This is a genomic window from Cupriavidus gilardii (genome assembly GCF_013347325.1).
In the GTDB taxonomy this organism is placed as follows: Bacteria; Pseudomonadota; Gammaproteobacteria; order Burkholderiales; family Burkholderiaceae; genus Cupriavidus; species Cupriavidus gilardii.
Map to the genome: position 1 here is coordinate 870,414 of NZ_CP054624.1, position 19,203 is coordinate 889,616.

The window sequence follows — 19,203 nt, forward strand, 5'->3', positions numbered from 1 at the left end:
TACTGGGTTACTGGGTTACTGGGTTACTGGGGGCTGACCGTTGGTCCGCCGCCGCGTTCGCGCCGCCGGGCGGCCGCCGTGGTCCCACGGTGCGAAGATCGACCGGGCGCGGCGTCCGGACGCCACACTGTCGTTGACAACCCCGGCCCAGGCTATCCATCATTCTGGTCGGAAAAGAAGGCGCTCCGGATCGGCATTTGCCGCCGTGGGCAGCCGCACAAGAAGGAACGGGAAATGATGCAGTGGATACGCCTGGTGGCGGGCGCGGCGGGAGTCGCCGCGCTGTTGGCGGGGTGCGCGGCGGTGCCGCCCGACGAGTCGCCGATGCGGGTGGCAGTACAACCGACGCGGGACGACGCCCGCGCTCTGGCCGTCGAAGTCTATACCTACGCCTACCCCCTCGTGCTGACCGATGTCACGCGCGAGGTCATGGCGGCGCGGGCCTCGGCCGGCGCCGCCGGTCAGCCAGCCGTCAACACCTTTGTCCACCAGCGCGGCGCGCTGCGCCCCGGAGCCTCCGACATCGCCAGCCCGGACGCCGACACGCTGACCTCGATCGCCTGGCTGGACCTGTCGCGCGGGCCGGTGGTGCTGAGCGTGCCGGACACCCAGGGCCGCTACTACACGATGCAGTTGCTGGACGCCTGGTCCAACGTCTTCTCGGCGCTGGGCAAGCGGACCACCGGCACCCAGCGCGGCAACTATGCGATCGTCGGCCCGGACTGGACCGGCGCCTTGCCGGCCGGCGTGCGCGAGATCCGCTCCCCGACCGCGATGGCATGGGCGGCGCTCCATATCCAGGTCGACGGCAGGCACGATCTGGCGGCCGCGCAGCGGCTGCAGAACGGCTACCGGCTGACGCCGCTTGCCGCCTGGCCGAACGGCCGCCGCGCCTTGCCCGCGGTGCCGACGATCCCGCCGGCGGCGGTCGACCTGGAGACGCCCCCGGTCGAGCAGGTCGCGGCGATGGACGCGCAGGCGTTCTTCAACCGCTTTGCCTCGCTGCTGCCGGCCAACCCGCCGACGGCGGCGGACGAGGCGATGATGCAGAAGGTGCGAGGACTGGGCATCGTACCGGGCGCCCCGTATTCGACCACCGTGCTGGAACCGGAAACAGCGCGCGCGCTGCAGGACGGCGCGACGCGGGCGCTGGCCCGCATCGTCGCGCTGGCGCGCGGCGGAGAGGGCGCGGCCTCGGGGGCCTGGCTGTCGCGCAAGGACGCGGGGCGCTATGGCACCGACTACGACCGCCGCGCCGCCACGGCCTGGTTGGCACTGGGGACCAGCCTCGGCGAGGACACCCTGGTGTTGCGCGCCAATGCGGACGCCACCGGCCAGCCGCTGCACGGCGCCCATCGCTACGTGATCCGCTTCGACAGGAACGCGCTGCCGCCGGCCAGGGCGTTCTGGTCGCTGTCGCTGTACGACCAGGCGCAGGACATCGTCGCCAACCCGTTGAACCGCCATGCGATCGGCAGCCGCGACCGGCTGCGGCGCAATCGCGACGGCTCGGTCGAGATCGTGGTCCAGCACAAGCGGCCGCCGCGGGCACAGGCGGCCAACTGGCTGCCGGCTCCCGACGGTCCGTTCAACCTGATGTTGCGGCTCTACTGGCCGCAGCCGACGGCACTGGACGGCAGCTGGAGCGCGCCGCCGGTGCGGAAGATCGGCGCGGACTGAGCGCCACAGCGGGCGCCGACTCCCGGCGCCAACGCGAAAAAAGGGGCGGCCTGGAACCGCCCCTTTGTCATTGCCCGCGCCGCAGCGTGGATGGATGCGGCCACTGATGCGCCATCGATGCGCTCATCAATGTGCCCATCAGTGCGCCATCAATGCGCTATCAATGCGCCGCGCAATCGCATTGGCCCGCCGGATGGCCGGCACGCTCGAGCGCCACCGCCTGTCCGCGCAGACCCGCTGGACCCTCCGCCGCCAGCCGCTCGCGCAACTGTCGAGCCGCGGCCACCATATTGCGCAGCGCCGCCTCGGTCTCCGGCCAGCCGCGCGTCTTCAGCCCGCAATCGGGATTGACCCACAGCCGCTCGGGCGGAATCACCTGACAGGCGCGCGTCAGCAACTGGCCGATCGCCTCGACGCTGGGCACGCGCGGCGAGTGGATGTCGTAGACGCCCGGGCCGATCTCGTTCGGATAGTCGAACGCGGCAAAGCCGTCGAGCAGCTCCATCGCCGAGCGCGAGGTTTCGATCGTGATGACGTCGGCATCGAGCGCGGCGATCGCCGGCAGGATGTCGTTGAACTCCGCGTAGCACATATGGGTATGGATCTGCGTATCGTCGCGGACCACGGCCGCGGCGATGCGGAAGGCGCGCACCGCCCACTGCAGATAGTTGTCCCAATCGGCGCGCCGCAGCGGCAGGCCCTCGCGCAGCGCCGGCTCGTCGATCTGGATCACGCGGATGCCGGCCTGTTCGAGATCGGCGACCTCGTCGCGGATCGCCAGCGCAAGCTGCAGTGCCGTATCGGCGCGCGGCTGATCGTCGCGCACGAACGACCATTGCAGCATCGTGATCGGGCCGGTCAGCATGCCCTTCATCGGCCGGTCGGTCAGCGACTGCGCATAGCGGGCCGTATCGACGGTGATCGGCTCGGGCCGGTAGACGTCGCCATAGATCAGCGGCGGCTTGACGCAACGCGAGCCGTAGCTCTGCACCCAGCCGAACTCGGTAAAGGCATAGCCGCACAGCTGCTCGCCGAAGTATTCGACCATGTCGTTGCGCTCGGCCTCGCCGTGCACCAGCACGTCGAGCCCCAGCGCCTCCTGCCGGCGCACGGCGTCCTCGATCTCGGCGCGGATCCGCTGCAGGTAGGCCAGCGCGCCCAGTTCGCCGCGCTTGAAGGCCGCGCGGGTCTGGCGGATCTCGGCGGTCTGCGGGAACGAGCCGATGGTGGTGGTCGGCAGCGGCGGCAGCTGCAGCGCGGCGCGCTGATCGGCGATGCGTTGCGCGAAGGGGCTGCGGCGATCGGCCATGTCGGGCGTCACCGCGGCGACGCGCTGGCGCACCTGGGCGTTGACCACGCGGCGGGACGCACGGCGGCCGGTCTGGGCGGCATCGGAGGCGGTCAGCGCGTCGGCCACCGCGGCCTCGCCGTCGTTCAACGCGGTCGCCAGTACCTTCAGTTCGTCCAGTTTCTCGGTGGCGAATGCCAGCCAGCCGCGGATTTCGGGATCGAGGCGCGTTTCCGGCGCCAGCGACACCGGCACATGCAGCAGCGAGCAGGACGGCGCCAGCCACAGGCGATCGCCGAGCTCGGCGTGCAGCGGCGCCAGCCGCTCGAGGATCGCGCGCAGGTCGGCGCGCCAGATATTGCGGCCGTCGATGACGCCGGCCGACAGCACGGCATCGGCCGGCAGCACCTCGCGCCAGGCCTGCAACTGCTGCGGCGCGCGCACCAGGTCCAGGTGGAAACCGTGTACCGGCAGCGCGGCGGCGCGGGCCGCGTGGTCGCCCGCGGAGTCGAAGTAGGTCGCCAGCAGCAGCTTGACGCCGCAGTCCGCGAGGGCGGCGTAGGCGGTGTCATACGCGTCTAGCCAGACACCGTCCAGCTCGAGGCACAGCGCCGGCTCGTCGAGCTGCACCCATTCGATGCCGCGCGCGTGCAGCCGCTGCAGGATGTCGCGATAGGCGGCGGCCAGCCGCGGCAGCAGCGTCAGTCGATCGAACCCCGCGACATGGGTCTTCGACAGCCACAGCCAGGTGACGGGTCCGACCAGCACCGGCTTGACGCGATGGCCCAGGGCCAGCGCTTCGTCGATCTCGTCGAACAGCCAGTCGACTCCGCCGTCGAAGCGCGTGTCGGGGCCGAGCTCCGGCACGAGATAGTGGTAGTTGGTATCGAACCACTTGGTCATTTCCATCGCAGGCTGCGCCGCATTGCCGCGGGCCAGCTCGAAGTACTGCGCCAGCGTCAGCGTGCGAGGATCGAAGCCGAAGCGCGCGGGCAGCGCGCCAAGCAGGGCGCTGGTGCCCAGCATCTGGTCGTAGTAGGCGAAGTCCCCGGCCGCGACCAGGTCGAGGCCGGCGTCGGCCTGCAGGCGCCAGTGCGTCTTGCGCAGGCCGGCGGCGCATTCGCGCAGCGCCGCCTCGCTCGACTCGCCGCGCCAGAACGCCTCCTGGGCAAACTTCAGTTCGCGTTTCGCGCCGATGCGCGGGAACCCCGGAATATGGGTGCGTGCCATTTCTTCGCTCCAATCTCGCTTCAAACAAGTTGGCGCAGAGTGTCCGGTCCCGGTTAGAATGAATCAAGTGATATGTTTTAAACAAAATATGAATTCATTTCATATCAGGGGCTGGTATGCGGCTCCCCGCCGCAACGGCCTGCCGACGATTTTCCTGACCTGCCCCTTTCGGCTTCGGACGACACCATGATCGAGGTCCGCCATTTCCGCTCGCTGGTCGCCATCGCCGAGTCCGGCAAGCTCGCCACGGCGGCCGAGCGCGTCCATGTCAGCCAGTCGGCGCTGTCGCACCAGATCAAGGCGATCGAATCGCACTATGGGCTGTCGCTGTTCGACCGCACCCGCGGCGGGCTGCGCTTTACCCCGGCCGGGGAGCGGCTGCTGGCGCTGTCGCGCGAGGTGCTGGCGTCGGTCAGCGCGGCCGAGCGCGATCTGGAGCGCCTGAAGGGCGATACGCGCGGCGAGCTGCGCATCGTGCTGGAGTGCCACACCTGCTTCGATTGGCTGATGCCGGTGATGGACGAATTCCGCACGCGCTGGCCCGAGGTCGAGGTCGACCTGGTGGCGGGTTTTCATGCGGACCCGCTGGCGCTGCTGGCCGAGGGCCGGGCCGACATGGTGATCGGCTCGCTGCCGCCGACGCGGCGGGGGCTGGCCGTGGTGCCGCTGTTCCGCTTCGAGATCCTGGCCGTGATCGCCAACGAGCATCGGCTGCGCAACCGGCGGCGGCTCGAGGCGGCCGACCTCGAGGGCGAGACGCTGATCACCTATCCGGTGCCGGAGGCGCGCATCGATCTGATCCGCGAGGTGCTGGAGCCGGCCGGCATCCGGCTGCAGCGCCGCACCGCCGAGCTGACGGTGGCGATCCTGCAGCTGGTCGCCAGCCGGCGCGGCGTCGCGGCGCTGCCGAACTGGGGCGTCAAGAACTACGTCGACCACGACTACGTGCTGGCCAAGCGTATCGGCGCGCGCGGGCTGTGGAGCGAGCTGTATGCGGCGATGCCGGCCGCGCTGGCGGAGCGGCCGTTCGCGCGGGACTTTGTCGCGATCGTGCGCGAGACTTGCGCGCGCGATCTCGACGGCATCGAGCTGCTGCCCGACGACGCGGCGCAGCGGGCAGGGGGCAGGGAAGGCGCGAAGGAAGTCAAGCGAGGCGACTGAACCGGGAACTGAACGCGGCCGCCCCGCCGCGAAACCTCACAGCTCGAGCACGATCCGCCCGCATCTGGCGCGCGAACAGCAGCTCATCATCTTGCCGTTCGCCTCGCGCTCGGCGCGCGTCAGCACCACGTCGCGATGGTCGATCTCGCCGGCCAGCACGCGCACTTCGCAGGAGCCGCACAGTCCTTCCTCGCAATCGCTCTGCACGTCGATATTGGCGGCGCGCAGCGCGGCCAGCAGCGTCTGGTCGGCGCGCACCGTGACGACGATGCCCGAGTCCTTGAGCTCCGCCTCGAACGCCTGTTCCTTGCTCGGATCGAGCGCGCCGAGGGTCGAGGTGAAATGCTCGACGCGCAACGCGTCCTGGGGCCAGCTTGCGCAGCAGGCGGCCAGCGCGTCGAGCATCCGTGCCGGGCCGCAGGCATAGATCTGCGTCTCGGCATCGGGCTGGCCGAGCAGCGCGCCCAGGTCGGCGCGCGCACCTTCGTCCTTGGCGTAGACGTGCAGCCTGTCGCCATGCAGCGCCGCGAGCTCGTCGAGCAGCGCCATCGAGGCGCGGCCGCGGCCGCAGTAGTGCAGCTGGTAGTCGATGCCGAGCTCCTTCGCGCGCCGCGCCATCGCGCTGATCGGCGTGATGCCGATGCCGCCGGCGATCAGGATCAGCCGGCGCGCGCTTTCGTCGAGCCGGAAGTGGTTGCGCGGCCCGCGGATGCGCAGCCGGTCGCCGGCCTTCAGTTCGCGATGGATCCACGCGGAGCCGCCGCGGCTGTCGGCCTCGCGCAGCACCGCGATCTCGAACGCGCGGCTGTCGGCCGGATCGCCGCACAGCGAATACTGGCGCGACATCCCGGTATCGCCGCATTCGACATCGATATGCGAGCCGGGCGACCAGCGCGGCAGCGGCTTGCCATCGGGCGACACCAGCCGCAGCCGCACGATGTCGTCGGCCACGCGCGTCACGCTCTCTACCACCACGGTGCGGTTGATCGCATGGCTGGACGGCTCGCCGATCCGCACCGGCGTGCGCACCTGCAGCAGCGCGGGGTTGCGCCGTTCGGGGTTCTGGCTCGGGTCCCACTCGACCCACAGATGCTCGGGACCGCGGAACGAGGTGTTCGGCACGTAGGTGAACTTCTGTTCCGACAGCCTCATATGCGGCAGCCGGCGCGTGAATTCCTCCAGGAAGATCTGCATCTCCATCCGCGCCAGGTTCTTGCCCATGCATTGATGCGCGCCGTAGCCGAACGTCAGCTGGTCGCTGGCATTGGCGCGGCGGATGTCGAACAGGTCGGCGTCGGCGAAGTGGCGCTCGTCGTGGTTGGCCGACGACGTGACGATCAGCAGCTTGGCGCCGGCCGGGATGTCGACGCCGCCGATCTGCACGTCGCGCGTGGCCAGGCGCCGCCATGCCGCGACCGAGCCGTTGTGGCGCAGGCATTCCTCGACCGCGTTGGGGATCAGGCTTGGGTCCTCGCACAGTTCGCGCCAGGCGTCGGGATGCTGCAGCAGCAGCTTGATCGCATTGGCGCTGGCGTTGGCGGTGGTCTCGTGCGCGGCGACGATGCCGGCCATCATCATCGAATGCAGATAGGAATCGGTGACGACGTCCGGATATTCCTTCTGCTTGCGGATGCCGTACTGCATCCAGCCGGGTCCCGACGGATCCTGCCGCATCTTGTCGAGGATCCGTCCGGCGAGCTGCCAGAAGTTGCCGACCGCGTGCGCGACCTCGACCTGCTCCTCCGGTTTCGGGCGGCCCCAGGTGTTGACCGTATGGGCGATCGAATACTTGCGCAGCAGGTCCATGTCCTCCTCGGGCACGCCGAGGAAATGCAACGCGACGGTCAGCGGGACTTCCCAGAGGATCTGGTCGACCAGGTCGGCCTTGCCGTCGTCGATGAAGCGATCGACGTATTCGCGCGTCAGCCGGCGCACCATCGGCTCGTGATGCTGCAGCTGTTCTGGCGTGAACGGCTCCATCAGCACGCGCCGGCGCGGCATGTGCGCGGGCTCGTCCTCGTTGACCAGCGTGCGGTTCATCGCGTAGCCGTAGGAGGCCAGCACCGCGTTGGCCTCGTCGCCGGTCGGCGTGATCTTCTCCAGCGCGATCGACGGGCTGAAGGTCAGGTTGTCGCGGAAGATCGCCTTGATGTCGTCGTAGCGCGTGACGACCCAATAGCCGAGCCTGGGGCTGTAGAACACCGGCTCCTGCTCGCGCGCCCAGCGCACGTAATCGGGCGGGTCCTGCTGGTAGCCGTCCTCGAACGGGTCGAAGTCCGCGGCGCGCGCGCTGACGGGGCAGCCGGTCGGGCTCAAGGGCGTTGCAACGGCATCCGCGCTGGCGTTCGCCTGGCCGTGCGGCTGGACATGAAAAGGGCATCCCTGCGCACGGGCAGGTTCGGTGCGTTCGCTCATGGTCGATCCTCTACAACAGGTAGGCGCAGCGGGCAGGGCCGACGATGACCCCGCCCGCCGGGCTCATTCGAGCGTGATATTCAGGTCGCGGATCAGCTTGTGCCACAGCGCGGTCTCGCTGCGCAGCAGCGCGGCGAATTGCTCCGGCGTGCTGCCGACGGGCTCGACGCCGAAGTCGACCAGCTTGCGGTTGACCTCGGGCTGCTTGATCGCCGCGGCGACGCTGGTCTGCAGCTTGGCGATCACGTCGGGCGGCGTGCCGGCCGGCGCCACCATGCCGACCAGTGCGGCCGCCTCGACCCCCTGCAGGCCGACCTCGGCAAAGGTCGGCACATTGGGCAACTGCGGCAGCCGGGTGGCGTTGGCCACCGCCAGCGGACGCAGCTTGCCGGCCTTCAGGAAGGCGGCGCCCGCGGCCAGGTCGGTCATCATCGCGGGCACCTGGCCGCCGACCACGTCGAGCAGCGCGGGCGCCGCGCCGCGATAACCGATATGCACCATGCGCAGGCCGGCGCGTTCCTTCAGCAGCTCCATTGCCAGATGGTGCGGGCTGCCGGCGCCGGCCGAGGCGTAGCTGACCTTGCCCGGGGCGGCCTTGACCCTGGCGAGGAAGTCGCGCGCGTCCTTGAATTCGGCATTGGCGCCGACCACCAGGATCATCGGAAACTTGCCGAGCAGCGAGACCGGCGCCAGGTCACGCGTCGGGTTGTAGCTCAGCGTCTTGTACAGCGCGGGGTTGAACACCAGCGTGCCGTTGTCGGCCGACATCACCGTATAGCCGTCGTGCGGCGAGCGCGCGGTCTCGGCTGCGGCGATCGCGGTGTTGGCGCCGGGTTTGTTCTCGACCACGATCGGCTGGCCGATATTGGCGGACAGCTGCTGGCCGATGGTGCGGGCCAGGAAGTCCGAGCCGCCGCCGGCGGCATAGGGCACGATCCAGCGGATCGGCTTGCTCGGGAAGCTCTGCGCGGCGGCGTGCGGCGCCAGCGCCAACGCGGTCAGCATCGTGCCGGCGAGCGCCAGCATCGACGAGATCTTTCTCATTGTTGGTCTCCTCTCGGGTGGGTGGCAGGACGGTGGTCCGTCTTCTTGTTGCCGCGTTCGCCGACATGATCGATGGAATTACGTCAAGCGTAATGCGGTTATGCCAAAAGTAATGGGCGGTCCGTCCGCTGTCAAGGGAAAATTACGCTGTGCGTGCTAGCATTACGCCATACGTAATGACAGACATGCGAGACGTTCAGGCGGAGCACGGGAAATGGCCAATCAGCGAAGCGAATCGGAGACAGGCGACGGCAGCGGCGAGCGGGGCGGCGCCGGCGTGCAGGCGGTCGAAACCGGACTGTCGGTGCTGGACGCGCTGCTGGGCTCGCTCCATCCGATGCCGCTGAAAGCGGTGGCGCTGGCGGCCGGCATGCACCCGGCCAAGGCGCACCGCTACCTGGCCAGCTTCGTCAAGTGCGGCTATGTCGAGCAGGACGACGCGGGCCGCTACAGCCTGGGCCGCAATGCGCTGCGAATGGGGCTGGCGTGCCTGGCCCAGCTCGATCCGCTGCGGCTGGTGACGCCGGTGCTCGACGATCTGTGCGCGTCGACCGGCGAAACGGTGCTGGCGGCCGTATGGGGCAACCATGGGCCGACCGTGGTCCAGTGGCGCGATTCGCTGCGGCCGGTCACGGTCAATGTGCGCCCGGGTTCCGTAATGCCGCTGCTGTCGTCGGCGACCGGCCGCGTGTTCACCGCTTTTCTCGATCCTGCGGTGACCGCGCCGCTGATCGAGGCCGAACTGAAGGCGCGCGCCGCGCAGCAGCCGCCGCGCTTTCCCCATGACGCCGCCGAGCTCGCGCAGCTGCGCGAACAGGTGCGGGCAAGCGGCATCGGCAGCGTCCATGGCGACCTGCTGGCCGGCGTCGATTCGGTCAGCACACCGGTATTCGACCGGGACGGCCGCATCGTGCTGGCGATCACGGCGCTCGGCAACGCGGCGACCTTCGATGGCGGTGTCGGTGGTCCCGTTGCGGCGGCCATCAAGGCGGCCGCGGCCGAACTGTCGCAGCGGCTCGGCCACGGCCTGTTGGCCGAGCCGGCCTGATCGCCTGGGGCGGAAGGCGGGGGCTGTGAGCCGATCAGTGGACCGGCGCGGCGGCCGGCGCAGCCGCGGTTGCGGTATCGCGGCGCCGGGCGGTCGTGGCTTCGGGCTGCACGGCGGGTTCTTCGACGACTGCGACTTCGCGCACGTCGACACCATTTTCCAGGCGCTTGACCAGCAGCGAGAACAGCGCCGGTTCCTCCGCCGTCACCGTCACCCGCAGCCACTGACCGGTGCCGGGCAACGTGCCTGGCACCAGCGTCATCGCGGCCAGTCCCAGTCCGGTGCGGCGCGCCGTCGCCAGCGTCCACTCGATCGTGCCGATCAGGTCGTGCTGGTCGAGCAGCAGCGCAAGTTGCAGGGCGGGGGTGGAGGCTTGGGCGGACATGACGGCAACCGGTGGTAGTGACGATGTAGTGAATCTACCAGCCGACCGGCAGAATGTGCTTCTTAATATTCTGATTTCTCATGCTGGATCAGAATGAATCGTCTAGTATTTCGCTCCACTGGAGAGAAATCTTCTTTCCTGGCGAATTAACCGACGCAAACCGATTCCCATGGCCGATCCCACCAGCACCGCCACGACTCCTCCCACCGCCCGTCCGCCGGGCAAGCCCGCGCCCAGGCTCGATGAAACGGACCGCCGCATCCTGCGCGCGCTGCGCCGGGACGGCCGTCTGTCCAATCTGAAGCTGGCCGAACAGGTGGGGCTATCCCCGACGCCATGCTGGAACCGCGTGCGCGCGCTCGAAGAGGCCGGCGTGATCCAGGGCTATACCGCGTTGCTGAACCAGAAGGCGCTCGGCCTGCCCGACACCGTGCTGATCGAGGTCACGCTGGAGCGGCACGACGACGACATGCTTGACCGCTTCGGCCGCGCACTGGCGCAACTGCCCGAGGTCATGGAGGCGTACCTGCTGACCGGCGAGTATGACTATCTGATCAAGGTGGCGGTGGCGGGCACCGAAGGCTACGAGGAATTCCTGCGCCACAAGCTGTACAAGCTGCCCGGGCTGCGGCACAGCCGCTCGACCTTCGTGCTGCGCTGCATGAAGCGCGAGCCGTCGGTCGAACCGTGACGCGGTGGGCGGCGCGGCGCCGTTGCCTGTCGCCGTCCGCCCCGTGCTTATTCGACCACTTCGACCTGGAATTCCCCGGTCGGGCCGTCGTAGCCGATTCGCAGGCGCGCGCCGTTATGGCGGCACGATTTCGCAACGCTGCGCAGTTCCGCCTGGCGTTCGCCGCGCCGCAGATGCGAGCGGGCCTTGGTGCTGATTTCGGTGGGGCCGCAATCGTCATTGCGGCATTGATAGCGCATCCATTGCCCATAGGACCGCGGGCGTGCCGATGCTTCGGTCATGGTTGTGCACAGCGGACAACGTTGCAAGGCTTCCTTCATTGCCATTCCCATTCGGTGTCGTTTGCGCGTCGGGCCAGCGGACAAAAGCGCCGCCAAGGCTCACTGCAATGAGCGCAAGCGATTTACGCAAAGTGATTTAACGCAAGAAAGTGATGCCGGGGGAAAGCAGATTATCGGCACAGAGTGCAGGGCTTGGCTACCCCCAAATCGGTAGCCCCACTGCGGGAGGGGCGGCACCGCGCGATCGGACGATCGCCGCGGTGCCGTGATTGCCGCCCTCGAACGAGGGCCTGGCGGCAGGGGCGGGCAGCGCTCAGGCAGCCTTGGCGACGACGGCGCCGGCGGCCGGCTTGGCCTTTGCGGCTGCCTTCGGTGCAGCCTTCTTCGGCGCCTTGACGACCTTGGCGGCCGGCTTCGCTGCCTTCGGTGCAGCCTTCTTCGGCGCGGCGGCCTTGGCACCGGCCGGCTTCTTCGCCGACTTGGCGGCCTTCGCTGCCTTGGCCTTTTCCTTCTGCGCGGCCAGCTTGTCCTTGGCGGCCTGCTTCTCGGCCTGCAGTGCCAGCTTGGCGGCGGCGACCGCCTGGGCCACTTCGCGCTTGGCGGCGTCGATCGCCTTCTTGGTGTCGGCGCGCAGCTTCAGCAGGCGCTTCTTGGCGGCTTCCGCTTCGCGTGCCAGCACGCTGGCCTTCTTGGTCGGCGCCGCCGGCTTGGCGGACTTCACTGCGCGCGGTGCGCTTTTCTTGTTGGCAACGGCCATTGTTCGATATACCCGAAATGTGGTTTATGGAGCGCGGAGTATAACCGGTCACCCGTGTTGGAAGAAACGTTCTCGTCGCATCGTGGGCGGTCTTTGCACGGGAAAACCATCGTCTATGCTGCCTACTGGATTTGCCGCGCGCGACAGGCAGTCCTCCGGCGAGTCTTGCAGTGGATTTATTCCCGGCCGCGAATCGAATTCCGATTCGATTCCGGACCGACAACGCGGCCACCACGCCGCGCAAGGAGCGACAGACATGACCGATTTGAATTCCGGCGCTTCCACCAGCCAGGGCAGTACGGCGATCCCCTGTCTGCGCTATCGCGATGCGCCGTCGGCAATCGCATGGTTATGCGACACCTTTGGTTTTACCCGGCATCTGGTCGTGGAAAACGATGACGGCACCATTGCCCACGCGCAATTGCATTACGGCAAGGGCATGGTGATGCTGGGCTCGGTACTGGATTCCCCATATGGCAAGCTGATGCGCCAGCCCGATGAAGTCGGCGGCGGGCAGACCCAGAGCATTTATCTGGTCGTGCCGGATCCCGATGCGGTATTCGCGCGTGCCAAGGCCGCCGGTGCGCAGATCGTGCTCGATCTGAAGGATCAGGATTATGGCGGCCGCGATTTCAGCTGCTTCGATCTGGAAGGCCATCTGTGGACCATCGGCAGCTATGATCCGTGGGTCAGCACGTCGTAACGGCCAATCCGATTCCGAAAACCGTTTCGAAAAACAGGAGACACCTCGATGGCAAGCCAGATCTTCGTCAACCTGCCCGTCAAGGACCTCGACCGCTCGGTCGATTTTTTTACGCGGCTCGGCTATCGCTTCGATCCGAAATTCACGGACCGCAATGCCACCTGCATGATCGTATCGGACCAGATCTACGTGATGCTGCTGGTCGAGGCGTTCTTCAAGACCTTCACCGGCAAGGCGATCTGCGATACCGGCAGCAGCAACGAAGTGATACTCGCGTTGTCGATGGACAGCCGTGCCGCGGTCGACGACATGGTGTCGAAGGCGGTCGCGGCCGGCGCGCGCACGCCGAACGAGCCGAAGGACTATGGCTTCATGTATCAGCACGGCTACGAAGACCTCGACGGCCATCTGTGGGAGGTGTTCTACATGCAGCCGGACGCCGCGCAGCAGTCCTGACGGCTGGGTGCGCCGCCTGTCGAGGGCGCTGGCCCCTCCGTCGTCACCGCCTCAGCCGCTGGCGCGCTGCAGCGCTGTCACCAGCGCCATCAGCGGCCCGCTGTGCTGCGCGCGGCGCAGCCACATCGCCTCGACCGGCGGCAGGTCCCAGCGCAATGCATGGGGCAGCAGCGCGGCGCCGCCGCCATGGGCCAGCTCCACCGCGACCGCGCGCGGCACGATCGTGATTGTGCGGGGCTGCGTCCGCAATAGCGTGGCGATCGTCTTGATCGAATAGGTCTCGACCAGCGGCAGCGGCGGCGCCACGCCCGCGGTCGCGAACATCGTGTTGATCGTGCGGCGTGTCGGCGTCTGCGGCGGCGGCATGATCCAGTCGAGCGTCGCCAGCCTGGCCCAGTCGAGCGGGCCGCGCGACAGCCGCGCCGCCGCGCGCGACGGCACCACCAGCGTCGGCTCCTCGCGGTACAGCGGCATCTGCACGATGTCCTCGCCGGCGGCATAGAAGGAGCGCGCGATCACGCAATCGACCTCATGCGCGCGCAACGCGCCGACCAGCTCATCGGTGGTGCCCTCGCGCACCAGCACCGCAATGCGCGGCTGCTGGCTCAGCGCATGCGAGCATGCCGCGTCCAGGATCGCCGGCGCGATAAATGGGATCACGCCGATGCGCAGCCGCCCGCCGAGCCCTGCATCGAGCACCGCCAGCTCATCGCCGAGCGCCCGCGCGTCGGCCAATGCGAGCCTCGCATACGCCAGCACCGAGGCACCGGTCTCGGTGGCCTCCAGTCCCGCGCGCGATCGGTGAAACAGCGGCGTCAGGAAGATCTCCTCGATCTCGCGCAGCGCCTTGGTGACCGCCGGCTGGCTCAGGTTCAGTTCGGCCGCCGCGCGCGACAGCGAGCGATGCCGCTCCAATACCAGCAGCAGCGACAGTTGCTTCAGGCGCAGGCGGGAGATCAGGTTGTGCTGCAGGCGGTCGGCGAAGGCGGGCATGGCGACGGAAGTCATCAAGGGGGCGAAAGGGCGGATCCGGAGGGGGTATCAGCGGGTCGTATAACCATTCAGGAATGGAAGAATAATGCAATCGTCCGTTCTGGTTATTCGATCTTTCTATACTTGCCCCATTCCTGCCCAGTCAGGCTGCACTCGGAAACCAGCATGTTCACCACCCGCCCCGAAATCGTCGGTACCTTCGGCGTCGTCTCGTCGACACACTGGCTCGCCTCGCAGACCGCGATGGGCGTGCTCGAGCGCGGTGGCAACGCGTTCGATGCGGCGGTGGCGGGCGGCTTCGTGCTGCAGGTGGTCGAGCCTCACCTGAATGGTCCCGGCGGCGAGGTGCCGATCCTGCTGTGGAGCGAACGCGAGCGTGCGGTTCGCTCGATCTGCGGCCAGGGGCCGGCACCGGCGCTGGCCGAACCGGCCGCGCTGCGCGCGATGGGGCTGGACCTGATGCCCGGCATCGGCCTGATGCCCGCCACCGTACCCGGCGCGTTCGGCGCCTGGCTGACGATGCTGCGCGACTACGGCACGTGGTCGCTGGCCGACGTACTGGCGCCGGCGATCGCCTATGCGCGCGACGGCTTTCCACTGGTGCCGCGTATTTCGCAGGCGATCCTGGCGGTGCGCGAACTGTTCCAGCGCGAATGGCGCGATTCGGCCGACGTCTGGCTCGTCGACGGCCGCGTGCCGTCGCCGGGCAGCCTGCATGCGACGCCAGCGCTGGCGCGCACCTACCGGCGCATCGTCGAAGAATCGCAGGCGGCCGGCGGCACGCGCGAGAAGCAGATCGACGCCGCGCTCGATTGCTGGTACCGCGGCTTCGTCGCGCGCGAGATCGATACCTATTGCCGCACGCAGCAGGTGCGCGACACCACCGGCGAGCGCCATCGTGGCCTGCTGCGCTACGAGGACATGGCAAGTTGGCAGCCCGAGGTCGAAGCGCCGCTGACGCTGGATTTCGGCCGCCATACGGTCGCCAAGTGCGGCGTCTGGAGCCAGGGCCCGGCCTTCCTGCAGCAGCTCGGCATGCTGCGCCACGCCGGGCTGGAGGCGCACGAGCCGACGTCGCCGGGCTTCGTCCACCGGATCGCCGAGGCGGCCAAGCTGGCGATGGCCGACCGCCTCGCCTGGTATGGCGACCCGCGCTTTGCCGACGTGCCGGCACGCGGACTGCTCGATGCGGACTATCTGCGGGGACGCGCGCAACTGATCGGTGCGCAGGCATCGCGCGAGATGCGGGCCGGCAGCATCGACGGCCGCGCGCCGCGGCTGCCCGATCTCGCCGCGGCCGAGCGCACGCTGGCCAGCGCCGATACGCGCTTCGGCGTCGGCGAGCCGACCTTTGCCGCGCTGCCGCCGGTACAGCAATGGGCCGAGCAGGAGATCTTCGTCGGCGACACCTGCCATCTCGACGTGATCGACCGCGACGGCAACATGGTCGCCGCCACGCCGTCCGGCGGCTGGCTGTCGTCGAGCCCGGCCATTCCGGCGCTGGGCTTCGCGCTCAATACGCGGCTGCAGATGACCTGGCTCGAGCCGGGCCTGCCCAATTCGCTGGCGCCGGGCAAGCGGCCCTGTACGACGCTGTCGCCGTCGCTGGCCTTGCGCGACGGCGAGCCTTACATGGTGTTCGGCACGCCCGGCGGCGATCAGCAGGATCAATGGTCGCTGGCCTTCTTCCTGCGCCACGCGGTGCACGGCATGAACCTGCAGGAAGCGATCGACGCGCCGGCCTGGCACATCGACCACTTCCCGGGCTCGTTCTGGCCGCGCCAGACCGTGCTGAACCGGCTCAGCATCGAATCGCGCTTCCCGCAGGCGACGCTGGACGCGCTGCGCGATGCGGGCCACGACTTGCGGATCGGCGAGCCGTGGTCGGAAGGACGGATGTCGGCCTGTTCGCGCGAGCGCGACGGCAAGGGGCGGCTGCTGCTGCGCGCCGGCGCGAATCCGCGCGGCATGCAGGGCTATGCGGTGGGACGTTGACAGCGTGGGATGCCGCGGCACGGCACGTTCAGGCGCCGATATGTCATGGCGCGATGGAACGGCACGGCGCAGACCGATGGAACCACAGACCGATAGAACGACAGACCGATAGAACGACAGACCGGGCGCGCGGTGCGTCCGGCATGGCAAACGGGGAGAAACGAGGATGAAAGCGAGGATGAAAGCGACCATGAAGACGACGATTCGAAGCTGGCTGCGCGGTGTGGCGGCGCTGGCGCTGTGCTGCGCCGCAGGCGCCGCGGCCGCGCAGGACTATCCGACCAAGCCCATCACGCTGGTGGTGCCGTGGGCGCCCGGCGGTTCGACCGACATCCTGGCGCGGGTGCTGTCCGAGCGCCTGACGCGCTCGCTGGGCCAGCCGGTGATCGTCGACAACAAGCCGGGCGCCTCCGGCAATATCGGCTCGGCGATGGTCGCGCGCGCCAAGCCCGACGGCTATACGTTGCTGATCGGCTCGATGAGCACGCATGCGATGAACCCGGCGATGATGCCGAACATGCCGTTCCGCGGCGTCGAGGATTTCACGCCGCTGGGCCTGCTGGCCTATGTCACCAACACGATGGTGGTCCATCCGTCGGTGCCGGCCAATAACGTCAAGGAACTGATCGCCTACGCGCGCGCCAATCCCGGCAAGCTGGCCTACGCCAGCGCCGGCCCGGGTTCGACCAATCATCTGAGCGCGGTGCTGTTCGAGAAGATGGCCGGCGTCGAGATGCTGCACGTGCCGTACAAGGGCGGGGCGCCGGCCGTGGTCGACACGGTGGCCGGCCAGACCCAGCTGCTGTTCTCGGCCGGCACGCAGACGCTGCCGCACGTCAAGGCCAACAAGCTGAAGCTGCTGGCGGTGACCGAGGCGAAGCGCTCGCCGTTGCTGCCCAATGTGCCGACGGTCGCCGAGACCGTGCCGGGCTACGAACTGGCGGTCTGGTATGGCGCCTTCGGTCCCGCCGGCATGCCGCCGGCACTGGTGACGCGCCTGAATGCCGAGATCAACAAGGTGATGCAGCTGCCCGAGGTCAAGGCCAAGATGGACGCGATCGGCGTGGAGACGACCACGTCGACGCCGCAGCAGTTCGCCCAGGTGCTGCGCCGCGATGCCGATCGCTACGGCAAGCTGATCCGCGACCTGAAGATCAGCGCGGAATGAGCGTGGGCGAAGCATCGAATCCGCGCGGCGCCGCGGCAGCGGCATTGGCCGCGCTGCGGCCGCGCTTGTCCGCGCAGCAGACGTCCGCGCTGGAGGCGGCAGTTGCCGGATCCGAACACACCGCCGTGCTGTTCGACGCGGTCGGCGCCGCCACGCTGGCGCTGCTCGGTCCCGGGCTGCTGACGATCAATCTGTGGCGCCCGGACAGCCGCCAGGTGGTGCGGCAATGGTCCAGCGATCCCGCCGCCTATCCGGTCGGCGGCAGCAAGCGCAAGGGCGATACGCCGTGGGCGCGCCAGCTGCTGGAGCGCTGCGAGGTCTTCGTCGGCGAGGGCGACGCGGCGCTAGCCGAGGTGTTCGACGATATTTCGACGATCCGCGCGCTCGGGCTGAGGGCAGTGGTCAATGTACCGATCGGCGAGCGGGGTCGCTGCATCGGCACGTTCAACTACCTCAGCCCGAGGTCGGCGTGGCAGGCCGACGAGGTCGAGACGCTGCGCCAGTTGGCCGGCCTGGCCGCGCCGGCCGTGGCGCATTGCCATGCCGGCCACGCCGACCACGCTGGTCACGCCGAGCCGGTGCGCGGCGCGCGCTAGCTGCCGATCGGCTCCGGCGCCGGCTGCACGAAGCGCCGCGACAGCAGCGCCTCGCGCGGATGGTAGTAGCGCAGCGTCAGCGAGAACCGTCCGGCCGGCGCGGGCAGCCAGTTCGCCTCGCGCGCCGGCTCGGGCCGCGCATGCTGCAGCCACAGGTCGATGCTGCCGTCGGCGTTGACCTGTAGCCCCGGCGTGCGGTCGCCGATCGTATAGCGGCCGATCGGGTTCTCGGTGAAGAAGCGCCGGCCATCGGGCGCGAACTCGTACATCGACAGCGACCAGAACGCGTCGACCGGCATCGCCGGCGGGATATGCAGCCGGTAGGCACGGGCCCCGTCGAGCCGTTCGCCGGCGGCATCGTTGACGCAGGTGGCGTAGATCGCCTCGGCGCGTTCCAGCGCACCGAGGCCGATCAGCGACACATGGGCGCGGTAGGTGTAGTCCTTGCCGAAATTGCCCAGATGGTCCGGTCCCGATTGCCACGGACCCGACTCGCTGCCATTGCCGAAGCCTGGCGTGCGCGCCAGTTCCTTGCGCAGCACGGGCAGCATCGCGCGCCAGGCTTGCTGGACCGACGTCGGCAGGTCCGCGTAGGCGTCGCGATGGCCGGGGCGGATGCCGACTTCGGCAAAGCCGGCCACCAGCTCGCGCTCGTCGTCCGGAACCGGATTGCGGCCCAGCACTTCATTGACCAGATCGAGGTAGCGCGCCGGATCGGCTTCGTCGGGCACCGTCCGCAGCAGGCCGCGGTCGCCGGCCTGTCGCCGTCCCAGCGGCTCTAGCCCGATCGCATCCTGCAGCGCATGCACGGCCGGAAGGTCATGCTCGCCGTCGACCAGCAACCGCCCCAGCAGCCAGACATCGTTGCTCGGGCAGCGGATCAGCCGCGCACCGGCCGGCGCGTCGCCGGACCAGTCCGGCCCTGCCAGCAGGAACTCGGCCGCCTGCGTGCCGGTGGTGCGGTTGCCGATGCAGGCGAAGTTGTTGGTGAAGATGTCCAGCAGCGCGACGCTGTAGTAGCGCTCGCCCATGTCGGGCAGCCGCAGCAGCATCGGTCCGTCGTGCAGCGCGAGGTACGACAGCGAATAGAGCGTGTCGTTGTTGGGCTGCGTCACGGTGCGGGCGCGATGGTCGAGCAGCCGGCGGTAATGCAGCAGTCCATTGACGGGCACGCGGTTGCGGTTCTGCGGGTTCTGCGTGATCTGCCAGCGGACCTGGGCGAGGTCGTGCACCGGGAAGGTATAGATGAAGGCCTCGCGCAGGCGCGCGGCGACGGCGGGATCGGTCGTGGAGTTTTCCATGGCTTGCGTCG

Annotated in this window: 17 protein-coding genes; 9 read left to right on the plus strand and 8 right to left on the minus strand. The window is 68.7% G+C overall.

The features are described 5' to 3' along the window. Positions 1–234: 234 nt before the first annotated feature. Positions 235–1,680: a DUF1254 domain-containing protein gene (locus FOB47_RS04105; RefSeq protein WP_174780036.1), complete on the plus strand. Its 1,446-nt coding sequence runs from the start codon at positions 235–237 to the stop codon at positions 1,678–1,680. 160 nt (positions 1,681–1,840) lie between these two features. Here the strand turns inward: FOB47_RS04105 and metE are convergent, their stop codons facing one another. Next, positions 1,841–4,198, minus strand: a complete 2,358-nt coding sequence (gene metE / locus FOB47_RS04110; protein WP_174780037.1) for a 5-methyltetrahydropteroyltriglutamate--homocysteine S-methyltransferase — start codon at positions 4,196–4,198, stop codon at positions 1,841–1,843. Between the two features lie 186 nt (positions 4,199–4,384). On the opposite strand from metE, the gene FOB47_RS04115 reads away from it, so the two are divergent. Beyond that, complete coding sequence (locus FOB47_RS04115; RefSeq protein WP_174780038.1) at positions 4,385–5,359, plus strand: LysR family transcriptional regulator; 975 nt, start codon at positions 4,385–4,387, stop codon at positions 5,357–5,359. A 36-nt stretch (positions 5,360–5,395) separates the two neighbouring features. On the opposite strand, the gene FOB47_RS04120 is transcribed toward FOB47_RS04115, so the two are convergent. Both FOB47_RS04120 and FOB47_RS04125 read right to left on the minus strand, forming a co-directional pair. Beyond that, a complete protein-coding gene (locus FOB47_RS04120) occupies positions 5,396–7,774 on the minus strand; it encodes a cytochrome P450/oxidoreductase (protein WP_174780039.1) in 2,379 nt (792 codons plus the stop codon). Positions 7,775–7,837: 63 nt separating this feature from the next. Continuing rightward, positions 7,838–8,818 (minus strand): Bug family tripartite tricarboxylate transporter substrate binding protein, encoded by a 981-nt coding sequence (locus FOB47_RS04125; protein WP_174780040.1) that lies wholly within the window; start codon positions 8,816–8,818, stop codon positions 7,838–7,840. A gap of 214 nt (positions 8,819–9,032) precedes the next feature. On the opposite strand from FOB47_RS04125, the gene FOB47_RS04130 reads away from it, so the two are divergent. After that, positions 9,033–9,866 (plus strand): IclR family transcriptional regulator, encoded by an 834-nt coding sequence (locus FOB47_RS04130; protein WP_174780041.1) that lies wholly within the window; start codon positions 9,033–9,035, stop codon positions 9,864–9,866. Positions 9,867–9,900: 34 nt separating this feature from the next. Here the strand turns inward: FOB47_RS04130 and FOB47_RS04135 are convergent, their stop codons facing one another. Beyond that, entirely contained in the window at positions 9,901–10,251 is a 351-nt protein-coding gene (locus FOB47_RS04135) for a hypothetical protein (protein ID WP_174780042.1), read from the minus strand. Between the two features lie 169 nt (positions 10,252–10,420). Here FOB47_RS04135 and FOB47_RS04140 point away from each other — a divergent pair, with 169 nt between their 5' ends. Next, positions 10,421–10,942, plus strand: a complete 522-nt coding sequence (locus FOB47_RS04140) for an Lrp/AsnC family transcriptional regulator (protein ID WP_174780043.1) — start codon at positions 10,421–10,423, stop codon at positions 10,940–10,942. Between the two features lie 47 nt (positions 10,943–10,989). Here the strand turns inward: FOB47_RS04140 and FOB47_RS04145 are convergent, their stop codons facing one another. Together FOB47_RS04145 and FOB47_RS04150 are read right to left on the minus strand one after the other, a co-directional pair. Then, positions 10,990–11,262, minus strand: coding sequence for a hypothetical protein (locus FOB47_RS04145; protein WP_053824104.1), 273 nt, complete (start codon positions 11,260–11,262; stop codon positions 10,990–10,992). Between the two features lie 274 nt (positions 11,263–11,536). Further along, positions 11,537–11,980, minus strand: a complete 444-nt coding sequence (locus tag FOB47_RS04150; protein ID WP_053824103.1) for a hypothetical protein — start codon at positions 11,978–11,980, stop codon at positions 11,537–11,539. Positions 11,981–12,236: 256 nt separating this feature from the next. Here FOB47_RS04150 and FOB47_RS04155 point away from each other — a divergent pair, with 256 nt between their 5' ends. Beyond that, positions 12,237–12,683 (plus strand): VOC family protein, encoded by a 447-nt coding sequence (locus FOB47_RS04155; RefSeq protein ID WP_053824102.1) that lies wholly within the window; start codon positions 12,237–12,239, stop codon positions 12,681–12,683. A 48-nt stretch (positions 12,684–12,731) separates the two neighbouring features. Continuing rightward, positions 12,732–13,139, plus strand: a complete 408-nt coding sequence (locus FOB47_RS04160; protein ID WP_053824101.1) for a VOC family protein — start codon at positions 12,732–12,734, stop codon at positions 13,137–13,139. Positions 13,140–13,190: 51 nt separating this feature from the next. Here FOB47_RS04160 and FOB47_RS04165 read toward each other — a convergent pair whose 3' ends face one another. Beyond that, complete coding sequence (locus FOB47_RS04165) at positions 13,191–14,147, minus strand: LysR family transcriptional regulator (RefSeq protein ID WP_226994957.1); 957 nt, start codon at positions 14,145–14,147, stop codon at positions 13,191–13,193. A 150-nt stretch (positions 14,148–14,297) separates the two neighbouring features. Here FOB47_RS04165 and FOB47_RS04170 point away from each other — a divergent pair, with 150 nt between their 5' ends. The 3 genes from FOB47_RS04170 (at position 14,298) to FOB47_RS04180 (ending at position 17,891) form a co-directional block, all read left to right on the plus strand. Continuing rightward, positions 14,298–16,127, plus strand: coding sequence for a gamma-glutamyltransferase family protein (locus FOB47_RS04170; RefSeq protein ID WP_174780044.1), 1,830 nt, complete (start codon positions 14,298–14,300; stop codon positions 16,125–16,127). A 190-nt stretch (positions 16,128–16,317) separates the two neighbouring features. Beyond that, the gene (locus FOB47_RS04175; RefSeq protein ID WP_053824661.1) at positions 16,318–17,295 is read left to right on the plus strand and encodes a Bug family tripartite tricarboxylate transporter substrate binding protein; all 978 of its coding nucleotides are present in this window, start codon (positions 16,318–16,320) and stop codon (positions 17,293–17,295) included. 2 nt (positions 17,296–17,297) lie between these two features. Next, entirely contained in the window at positions 17,298–17,891 is a 594-nt protein-coding gene (locus tag FOB47_RS04180; protein WP_390884797.1) for a GAF domain-containing protein, read from the plus strand. Here FOB47_RS04180 and FOB47_RS04185 read toward each other — a convergent pair. Further along, on the minus strand, positions 17,888–19,192 hold the full coding sequence (locus FOB47_RS04185) for a DUF1254 domain-containing protein (RefSeq protein WP_174780046.1): 1,305 nt from the start codon (positions 19,190–19,192) through the stop codon (positions 17,888–17,890). The genes FOB47_RS04180 and FOB47_RS04185 overlap by 4 nt on opposite strands. Between the last annotated feature and the right edge of the window lie 11 nt (positions 19,193–19,203).

What these genes read in the sequence shown, in the direction of transcription:
- FOB47_RS04140 (WP_174780043.1), top strand. Translation starts at nt 10,421, where the DNA reads ATGGCCGATCCCACCAGCACCGCCACGACTCCTCCCACCGCCCGTCCG.
- FOB47_RS04120 (WP_174780039.1), bottom strand. Translation starts at nt 7,774, where the DNA reads ATGAGCGAACGCACCGAACCTGCCCGTGCGCAGGGATGCCCTTTTCAT.
- FOB47_RS04185 (WP_174780046.1), bottom strand. Translation starts at nt 19,192, where the DNA reads ATGGAAAACTCCACGACCGATCCCGCCGTCGCCGCGCGCCTGCGCGAG.
- FOB47_RS04170 (WP_174780044.1), top strand. Translation starts at nt 14,298, where the DNA reads ATGTTCACCACCCGCCCCGAAATCGTCGGTACCTTCGGCGTCGTCTCG.
- FOB47_RS04160 (WP_053824101.1), top strand. Translation starts at nt 12,732, where the DNA reads ATGGCAAGCCAGATCTTCGTCAACCTGCCCGTCAAGGACCTCGACCGC.
- FOB47_RS04145 (WP_053824104.1), bottom strand. Translation starts at nt 11,262, where the DNA reads ATGAAGGAAGCCTTGCAACGTTGTCCGCTGTGCACAACCATGACCGAA.
- metE (WP_174780037.1), bottom strand. Translation starts at nt 4,198, where the DNA reads ATGGCACGCACCCATATTCCGGGGTTCCCGCGCATCGGCGCGAAACGC.
- FOB47_RS04135 (WP_174780042.1), bottom strand. Translation starts at nt 10,251, where the DNA reads ATGTCCGCCCAAGCCTCCACCCCCGCCCTGCAACTTGCGCTGCTGCTC.
- FOB47_RS04130 (WP_174780041.1), top strand. Translation starts at nt 9,033, where the DNA reads ATGGCCAATCAGCGAAGCGAATCGGAGACAGGCGACGGCAGCGGCGAG.
- FOB47_RS04165 (WP_226994957.1), bottom strand. Translation starts at nt 14,147, where the DNA reads ATGACTTCCGTCGCCATGCCCGCCTTCGCCGACCGCCTGCAGCACAAC.
- FOB47_RS04105 (WP_174780036.1), top strand. Translation starts at nt 235, where the DNA reads ATGATGCAGTGGATACGCCTGGTGGCGGGCGCGGCGGGAGTCGCCGCG.
- FOB47_RS04150 (WP_053824103.1), bottom strand. Translation starts at nt 11,980, where the DNA reads ATGGCCGTTGCCAACAAGAAAAGCGCACCGCGCGCAGTGAAGTCCGCC.
- FOB47_RS04175 (WP_053824661.1), top strand. Translation starts at nt 16,318, where the DNA reads ATGAAGACGACGATTCGAAGCTGGCTGCGCGGTGTGGCGGCGCTGGCG.
- FOB47_RS04115 (WP_174780038.1), top strand. Translation starts at nt 4,385, where the DNA reads ATGATCGAGGTCCGCCATTTCCGCTCGCTGGTCGCCATCGCCGAGTCC.
- FOB47_RS04125 (WP_174780040.1), bottom strand. Translation starts at nt 8,818, where the DNA reads ATGAGAAAGATCTCGTCGATGCTGGCGCTCGCCGGCACGATGCTGACC.
- FOB47_RS04155 (WP_053824102.1), top strand. Translation starts at nt 12,237, where the DNA reads ATGACCGATTTGAATTCCGGCGCTTCCACCAGCCAGGGCAGTACGGCG.